This is a genomic window from Streptomyces sp. NPDC058964 (assembly GCF_042741275.1).
In the GTDB taxonomy this organism is placed as follows: domain Bacteria; phylum Actinomycetota; class Actinomycetes; order Streptomycetales; family Streptomycetaceae; genus Streptomyces.
The window spans coordinates 1-6,096 of the sequence record NZ_JBHYKH010000530.1 but is presented as its reverse complement, the minus strand read 5'-3'; the positions used below and the strand labels follow the sequence as shown (position 1 = coordinate 6,096).

Genomic DNA, 6,096 nt, shown 5'->3' with positions numbered 1-6,096 from the left:
GGATGGGGGCGGTGCCTCGTGCCGACCGGAGCGCGGCCGCCCACCAGGCCAGTTGGTCGGGGACCGTCCTGGCGTACGTGGGGGCGCCGGGGCCGAGGGGGCGGCCGTGCGGTGAGGCGGTGAAGTGGTTCGGGAAGCCGAGACCGTCGCGGACCGTGACCGCGGGCAGCTCGGTCAGTACGTTCTCCGGGTGCAGCGCCGCATGGCGGCCGCCTGCCGCGCCGCCGTGGCTGAGGAAGGCGACGGGCTCGGCGGTCCGCTGGGTGAAGTGCCGGACCGGGGGGTCGTCACGGTGACCTCCGGCGGCTTCGAGGTGGTGACGAGCGGATCCGGACTGCCCGACCCCGCCACCCCCAACCACCCCCGCTGGTAAATCACGGACGCCCGCGCCCGGACCTTCTTCGCCGACCGGGACGAGGTCGCGGACGAGCAGGCCTTCCGGCCTGTGGCTCGGACCGTCCGTCGAGAACTCGGAGTGGTCACGGCAGAACTCACCCCCGTCGCAGGCCCCGACTGCACGCGCCGCCTGAACCGTCAAGCAGCCGGCCGCGGGCCGTCTCCTGAACGCCCCGGCCGCATCCGATGCTGCGACCGAAGCCGTACCGGGCCCACTGCGGAGCTTCATCGACGGTGCACGGCCTGGAAGCTCAGTTCACAGGCGCCGGGTCGATGAGCACACCCGGGTTCAGTATCCCGGCCGGGTCGAGTGCCTGCTTCGCGGCACGGAGCGCCGCTGCGAAGGGCTCCGGACGTTGACGGTCGTAGCCCGGCCGGTGGTCGCGGCCGACCGCGTGATGATGGGTGACGGTCGCACCGTGATCGTGCAGGATCTCCATGGTCGCAACCTTGATCTCGTCCCACATCGCGACTTCCGAGCCGCGTCGGCCCGGCGCGATGACGGTGAAGTACGGCGCGGGACCGTCCGGATAGACATGGGTGAAACGGCAGTTGATCGTGCCGTCCGTGCCCGTCACCTCCTTCACGACCTCGGCCAGTCGCCCCCGGACGCCTTCGTACAGTTCGGGTGCACGGTCCCAGGTGCAGGCGGTTTCGAACGTCTCGGTCACCACGCTCATTCGGGCGAGCGCGTCGCGGAGATACGGCATGCGCAGGAACGCCGAGCGCCAGATGTCCGCGGCGCTGTCGTTGCTGCCGGGCTCCGCCCGGGTGGGCCGTCCGCCGTGGTCCCGGGCCAGCGCGAGGAGTTCGGTCATACGACCATCGACGGCGCAGTGCGCGGATTCCACGCCGAGGACGAGCACGCTCTCACCGTTCCGGGCGACTCCCGCCAGACCGGCCTCCCCGGGATCCAGGAGCCGGCAGTTGGCCGGGTGATGTCCCGACTGGGTGATGGCGCGCACCGCGTCCATGGCGGCGTGGACGTCGTCGAAGAGCACCGTGGCGGAAGCCTTGTGCCGAGGGCGCTGCTGGAGCCGCATCCACGCTTCGGTGATCACACCGAGTGTGCCCTCGGAACCCAGGAAGAGCCGGTCGGGGGAGGGGCCGGCGCCCGAACCGGGCAGCCTCCACGACTCGTTGACACCGATGGGCGTCACCACGCGCAGCGACTCCACGAGGTCGTCGATGTGGGTGCGGAGCGTGGCGTAGTGACCGCCGGCGCGGGTGGCGAGCCAGCCGCCCAGGGTGGAGAACTCGAAGCTCTGCGGGAAGTGGCGCAGGGTCAGCCCGTGCGGACGCAACTGGGCCTCCAGGTCCGGGCCCAGGACGCCCGCCTGAATCCGTGCGGCCCGGCTGGCCCGGTCGATCTCCAGCACCCGGTCCAGGCCTGAGAGATCCAGGGACACCACGCCGCGATGCAGGCCGGCTCGGTACTCGACCCCACCGACGACCGAGCTGCCCCCGCCGTACGGTACGACCGCGACACCGGCGTCCGCTGCCCAGTCGAGGACATCGACGACGTGCTGTTCCGTGAGCGGCCGGGCTACTTGGTCGGGCGCTGCCGCGAGGTCTCCCTCCAGGGCCCGGATCACGTCCCGGTACGCCTTGCCGTAGGTGTGCGCGGCCCGGTCCGCGGGTGCTGCCGACATCAGAGGCGCGAGCGCGGAGGGGGGTTCGACGCGAACCTCCGGCAGCGTGAGCGCGGAGACGTCGGGCACGGGCAACGGGGTGTCCGCCGCCCCGGGCACCAACTGCCCGAGCGCGGCGCACTCCGCGTCGGACAGCGCCTTGTCCGCGGCGCCCCATCCCCACCACGAGCGGCCCGCGGGCGATCCGGAGGGCGACGGATACGACGTCGTGCTGTCGGTCACGAGATTTGACCTCCCAGTAATTTACCGATTGGTAAGTTACCGCAACGTATAGTCTCACCATGACGACCGCAAGAGCCTCGAGCGCACCGGATCCAGCCGACGGCGATCCCAGGGAAAGCGGCGGGAACCGTGCCGCCGGGACCAAGGGCGTTCCGAGGGCCGACCGGGAGCGGCAGATCATCGCTGCCGCCATGGAGGAGTTCGGCCGACGCGGCCACTCGGCGGCGTCGATGGCCGAGATCGCCCGCCGGGTGGGTGTCACCAAGCCGATGCTCTACACCTACTTCGGCTCCAAGGACGGCCTCTACACGGCCTGTGTCGATCACATCGGTCCCCGCCTGCTCGCGGCGACCGAACGGGCCATGGCATCGAACCCGCCACAGGACCAGTTGCCGCGGACCGTGCTCGCGGCCCTCTTCCAGGCGCTGGAGGGGCAACGGCACGCCTGGTTCGTGCTGTACGACCGGACGACGGCCCCCGGCTCCGCCCCCTGGGACGCCGCTCGCCGTCACCGCGAGGCGATCGACGCACTGGCGGAGACCGGCACCGCCGCCCTGCTGCGGGGTCAGGGCAACCGCGACAGTCTCGACGCCGACGCGCTGAAGCACGTGTGGACGGGCACCGTCAGTGCGCTGGTCGGCTGGTGGATCTCCCATCCCGAGATTTCCGCACACGAGATGAGCGCCCGTTGCGCCCGCCTCCTTTCGGCCGTCCGAAGCGGTGCCTGAGGGGGATCATCGGAGCCCTCGGCGCCCCGGCCGTGTGTGTCGCCGTTGGAGCCGCCTTCGCGATGCTCGTCGTCGTCATGCGCGGCCTGCTGCGCACGGCCACCGGCCGGCACGCAGAGATCGCCGAGGCCGTCCGATGGCGATCGTCGTCGACCTCGACGTCCTGCTCGCCGAACGCAAATGCCGGTGGGCGAGTCCGCCCCGGACGTCGGTATCACACCGGCCAATGTCGCTGTGCTGGACAACGGCCGGGCGAAGGCGGGTCGGCGCACCACTCTGGACGCGATCTGCCGCCCCCTCGGCTGCCGGCCTTGCGACGTGCTGCGCCGGGTGCCCGACGAAGTGGTCGGCGAGTCCTGAAGCCGCCGCGATGCGGCTCGACCGCCGAACGGCCCAAGGCCTGAGGGGGAGGAGAGCCTGCCACGCCTACTTGGGTGCGCCGCCGTGTGTCACCGTCGTCCGCGACGCCTGCGGCTGGGACAAGGTGTCGATGAACGCACCGGCGTGGTCGTCGAAGCCCAGGAAGGCGCCGGGGACGAGCCGGGGCAAGCGGTGTTCGAGGCCGGTGAGGACGGAGTCGGGCGCTTTCCTGCGGGCCTGGTTCGGAAAGCCCGCGGAACGCGTCGAAGGCGGGACCGGGCACACGTCGCCCGCGGTGTCCGGAACAGCCCGCGTCGACGCGGTCATGGCCCCTCGGAGCAACCGGCTCCGCCACGGCGCCGTCCACCCGGGCCCGGTCTTCGAAGGCAGTGGTGAGGCACCGCCCCACATCGTCGTACGGCCCCGGCAGGGGTGCGCGGCTGTTCCGTCAGGAGGGCGGCCCGGACCCGGTCACGAAGATCGGTCACGGCTCGACTCCGGCGGCTGTCCTGCCCGGCCTGCGGTCAGCACACGGCACGTTGACCCGGTCGCTGCGAGGGTCCGGGGATCCGGCGGCGGTCAGAGTGCCCGCAGCGCGACGCCGAGGTCAGGGCCGTAGTTGCCCCAGCACCGGATGTCCCCGGCATCGGAGGCGAGGTCACCCAGGTACCAGTCGCCGTCGTCGGCCTGCACCGCGCACAGTCCGTTCAGATCGATCGCGCAGTCGGCTCGGAGACGATCGCCGTTCAGGGTCACCTCCCCGAGCGTCGGGAGCAGCCGGGCCTGGGGGCAGCCGCTGACGCGCCGGATGTCGGCCATGCTCCAGGGCTCGGGCAGGCGCTCGTCGCGGGGTTCGGTGGCGGGCAGCGGCTCCACCACCGCATGGCCGAGGCGCGGCCGGATCCACTCACCGTCGCGTTCGATGCCGAGCACACCGCCGAGGAAGGCCATCTCGCGAGTGCCGCCGGGCGTCTCCCAGCGGAACGGGACGCGGGAGACGTGCGAGGGGAAGTCGTCCTCGGCCGCGGTTCCAGGGCCGAACGACCGCTTGGGGACCGGTCCGTCGTCGGTGTACCGGTGGGCGAAGAAGGCGGTGATCCAGCCCGTGACCCGATCGCCGCCGGACGCCGACTCCCACTTGTAGAGCGAGCGCCAGAACTCCTCCACGACGCCCCACCCCGACGCCGCCGCGCTGATCGCCTCCAGCACCGGGTGCAGGGCGGCGAACCACGGTCGTAGACCTTCGAACCACCCTTCCAGCTCCCGCACCCGGCCCGCCAGCCGGCGCCAGTCCCGGTCCGTGCCCTCGAGCCGGATCCGCGGAATGCCGCACAGCGAGACCCAGCGGAAGCGGTAGTACGGGCTGACCACGTCCATCAGCGCCACCAGGGCGGCCGTGGCGTCGGCGGGGGTGGTGGTCGAGAAGGCGGGCTGGAACAGGTCGGCCACCTCATCCCCGATGCGGGCGCGCAGGGGCTGTTGGACCAGGTTGATCGAACGCTCCCAGTCCAGCGGGGCCAGGTCGTCGCGCAGGGCGATGGTCTGCTCGCACCCGGGCGTGTCGGTGAACAGGCCTGCGTAGGTGTCGGCGTTCAGACGGACATGGACGGCTGTCTCGTGCACGACGGCGTACCAGAGCAGGTCGGGCGAGAGGCTCAGCGGCAGGTGGGCCGTGAAACAGAGGTGGATGGCGCGCAGCAGCAGGCTGGACGCGGGTTCCTCGGCCTCGGGAGTGTCACCGGGCCGGCCGACGAGCCGGTCGGTGCTGCGGTGGTGGATGCGTGCCCGGCCCCGGAGTACCGCCCCCAGGAAGCGCTCGTTGCCGAGTTCGGTGAGCCCGGAAGCGAGCCGGGCGGCACCGGCGTCCGCACCGAGCGGCAGGTCCATCTCGAAAGCCATGCACATCCCCCGCAACACTGAGCGGCTCCGATCCTAGAAGACCAAGGTGAGCGGATCGCACGGGCACCCGTCCCCGGACAGGCGGGCCTCGCCGCTCCCCGAAAGAATGAATGACCCGGCGGATATGGCGTGTCACGGACGCTGGACCCGCACTCTTCGATTCCGAGAACGGAAACCGTGAGGCAGTGTTCTGGGGGTGGATGTGGCGGGTCGGCAGCGGTCGGCTTCGTTGGGGGACCGGGCACGCTACCTCTTCGACAGGACACTGGCCCGCAGCACGGGCGCACTGCTCGGCTGGCTGGCCGTGTGCTGTCTCGCGGTCGTCGTGCCCGTCAGCGCCCTCCTGGTGTGGACGGATCCCGCCGCGCCGCGCTCCTTGTCCGGCCGTCTCACGGCCGTGTGGAGTACCAGTGCGCAGACCCTGCGGCTCGGCGGGGTGACGGGTGCGCCGCTTCGGATGCTGCTGTCCGTACTGCTCGGCCTGATCGCCCTGTTGTGCGTGTCGACCCTGGTCGGGGTGGTCACGACGGGCCTGGGCGACCGGTTGGCGGAGCTGCGGCGAGGCCGTTCGACCGTGCTGGAACGGGGTCACACGGTCGTGCTCGGCTGGTCCGACCAGGTGTTCACGGTCGTCGGCGAGTTGACCTCCGCACAGACCGGAAGGCGGCGGAAGACGGTCGCTGTGCTCGCCGAACGGGACACGGCCGACATGGAAGCGGCGCTCATGACCGCGCCGGGTGTCACCTGTGGCGCCCGGCTGGTCTGCCGCACCGGGTCGCTCACGGATCCCGAAGGCCTCGCGTTGGTCACCCCGGCCGCGGCAGGCTCGGTGCTGGTGC

The 6,096-nt window shown here is 71.6% G+C and carries 5 protein-coding genes and 2 pseudogenes; 3 read left to right on the top strand and 4 right to left on the bottom strand.

The window, feature by feature from the left end:
• Both ACFW2E_RS39300 and ACFW2E_RS39295 read right to left on the bottom strand, forming a co-directional pair.
• Window positions 1–361, bottom strand: a pseudogene (locus tag ACFW2E_RS39300) (hypothetical protein); the annotation flags it as partial.
• Between the two features lie 286 nt (window positions 362–647).
• Complete coding sequence (locus tag ACFW2E_RS39295) at window positions 648–2,270, bottom strand: FAD-binding oxidoreductase (protein WP_384474598.1); 1,623 nt, start codon at window positions 2,268–2,270, stop codon at window positions 648–650.
• 59 nt (window positions 2,271–2,329) lie between these two features.
• Between ACFW2E_RS39295 and ACFW2E_RS39290 the strand changes: the two genes are divergently transcribed.
• Entirely contained in the window at window positions 2,330–2,998 is a 669-nt protein-coding gene (locus ACFW2E_RS39290) for a TetR/AcrR family transcriptional regulator (RefSeq protein ID WP_384474595.1), read from the top strand.
• Window positions 2,999–3,184: 186 nt separating this feature from the next.
• The gene (locus tag ACFW2E_RS39285; RefSeq protein ID WP_384474592.1) at window positions 3,185–3,358 is read left to right on the top strand and encodes a helix-turn-helix domain-containing protein; all 174 of its coding nucleotides are present in this window, start codon (window positions 3,185–3,187) and stop codon (window positions 3,356–3,358) included.
• A 66-nt stretch (window positions 3,359–3,424) separates the two neighbouring features.
• On the opposite strand, the gene ACFW2E_RS39280 is transcribed toward ACFW2E_RS39285, so the two are convergent.
• Window positions 3,425–3,685, bottom strand: a complete 261-nt coding sequence (locus ACFW2E_RS39280; RefSeq protein WP_384474589.1) for a hypothetical protein — start codon at window positions 3,683–3,685, stop codon at window positions 3,425–3,427.
• A 252-nt stretch (window positions 3,686–3,937) separates the two neighbouring features.
• The gene (locus ACFW2E_RS39275) at window positions 3,938–5,257 is read right to left on the bottom strand and encodes a DUF4419 domain-containing protein (RefSeq protein WP_384474586.1); all 1,320 of its coding nucleotides are present in this window, start codon (window positions 5,255–5,257) and stop codon (window positions 3,938–3,940) included.
• Between the two features lie 196 nt (window positions 5,258–5,453).
• On the opposite strand from ACFW2E_RS39275, the pseudogene ACFW2E_RS39270 reads away from it, so the two are divergent.
• Window positions 5,454–6,096, top strand: a pseudogene (locus tag ACFW2E_RS39270) (NAD-binding lipoprotein); the annotation flags it as partial.